Source organism: Rhizobium giardinii bv. giardinii H152, from assembly GCF_000379605.1.
Classification (GTDB): Bacteria; Pseudomonadota; Alphaproteobacteria; order Rhizobiales; family Rhizobiaceae; genus Pararhizobium; species Pararhizobium giardinii.
The window spans coordinates 1-1,340 of sequence record NZ_KB902597.1 but is presented as its reverse complement, the minus strand read 5'-3'; the positions used below and the strand labels follow the sequence as shown (position 1 = coordinate 1,340).

The window sequence follows — 1,340 nt, the reverse complement described above, 5'->3', positions numbered from 1 at the left end:
AGATTGTCGAAGCAATCTGCCGCGACAAATCTATTAGTCGCTCGCGTGCGCGACATCGGTGCCACGAACTTCTTGAAAGCGTTGGAATTGACGGGTCACGAGCAGACGCATATCCGCATCAGTTCTCGGGCGGGATGCGGCAGCGGGCAATGATCGCGATGGCGCTCGCTGCAAATCCTGGCGTTATTATTGCCGATGAACCTACGACCGCTCTCGACGTCGTCGTACAAGGCGAAATTCTTGACCTGCTGAATCGCCTCCAAAAGGATCGCGGGCTGACAACAATCATGATCAGTCACAACTTGGCGGCGATCGCCACGACCTGCGACAAGGTCGCAATCATGTATGCCGGTCGCATCGTTGAAATGGGACCAGTCGAGGAAGTTCTTGGTCGCCCAAGTCATCCATACACCAGAGCCTTGACGGCATCGGCGCCGCGCTCCGATCGAGATTTTCGGGCGATCGAGCCGATCCCGGGGGCTCCCCCTCGGCCCGACGAGCCACGTGCAGGGTGCGCTTTCGCTCCACGGTGCTCGTTTTCGAGAGCAATCTGCACCACTGAACGGCCCGAGCTACGCCTCGCTAAAGGGGTTCGCGTGGCCTGCCATCTGGTCGAGGAGTTATAACATGGAACCGCTTCTCGAATTCCGCGACGTGTCAGTGCGCTTTTCTCCACATCGCAAGTTGTCAGATGTGTTCCGCAGAACTGCGCTACAAGAAATTTGCGCAATGGACGGCGTCAATCTCACCGTTCACCGAGGAGAGATCCACGCTATCGTGGGAGAATCCGGTTCCGGAAAATCGACCTTAGCTAGGGTAGCTACACGCCTTCAGACACCGACCGAGGGCCAGATTTTCATGAACGGAGAGGATGTGACAAGGCTCGGATCTCAAGCGGCAGTACGAGCCTATCGCAAGCGCGTGCAGATGATATTCCAGGATCCATTCTCGTCTTTGAATCCATCACAGACCATCTTCGATCATGTGGCCGAACCACTGATCGTCAATAATCTTGGGGGTGGCGCAAAGAGCATTTCTGAAAAGGTCCTAAGCACAATCGCATCTGCAGGTCTGCGGCCCGCCGAGATTTTTGCGCGCAGATACCCTGACGAGCTTTCGGGCGGGCAAAGGCAAAGAGCGGTGATTGCCGGAGCTCTGGTTATGGAACCGGAACTCGTGATCGCTGATGAGCCCGTCAGTATGCTAGACGTTTCGGTCAGTGCAGAAATTCTGAAACTTCTTCTGGAATTACGGGTGTCACGAGGTCTGGCTTATATATTTATAACGCATGACCTTCATTTAGCAGCTGCAATTGCCGACAGGGTCACGGTGATGCGCAA

Annotated in this window: 2 protein-coding genes; both read left to right on the top strand. The window is 55.2% G+C overall.

All coding sequences use genetic code 11. The annotated features are described in order from the left end of the window. On the top strand, positions 1 to 626 hold a 626-nt coding region (locus A3AY_RS34795), incomplete at its 5' end, for an ABC transporter ATP-binding protein (protein WP_040668371.1). A 1-nt stretch (position 627) separates the two neighbouring features. Further along, positions 628 to 1,340: ABC transporter ATP-binding protein (locus A3AY_RS34790; RefSeq protein WP_018325302.1), on the top strand; the 713-nt coding region annotated here is incomplete at its 3' end.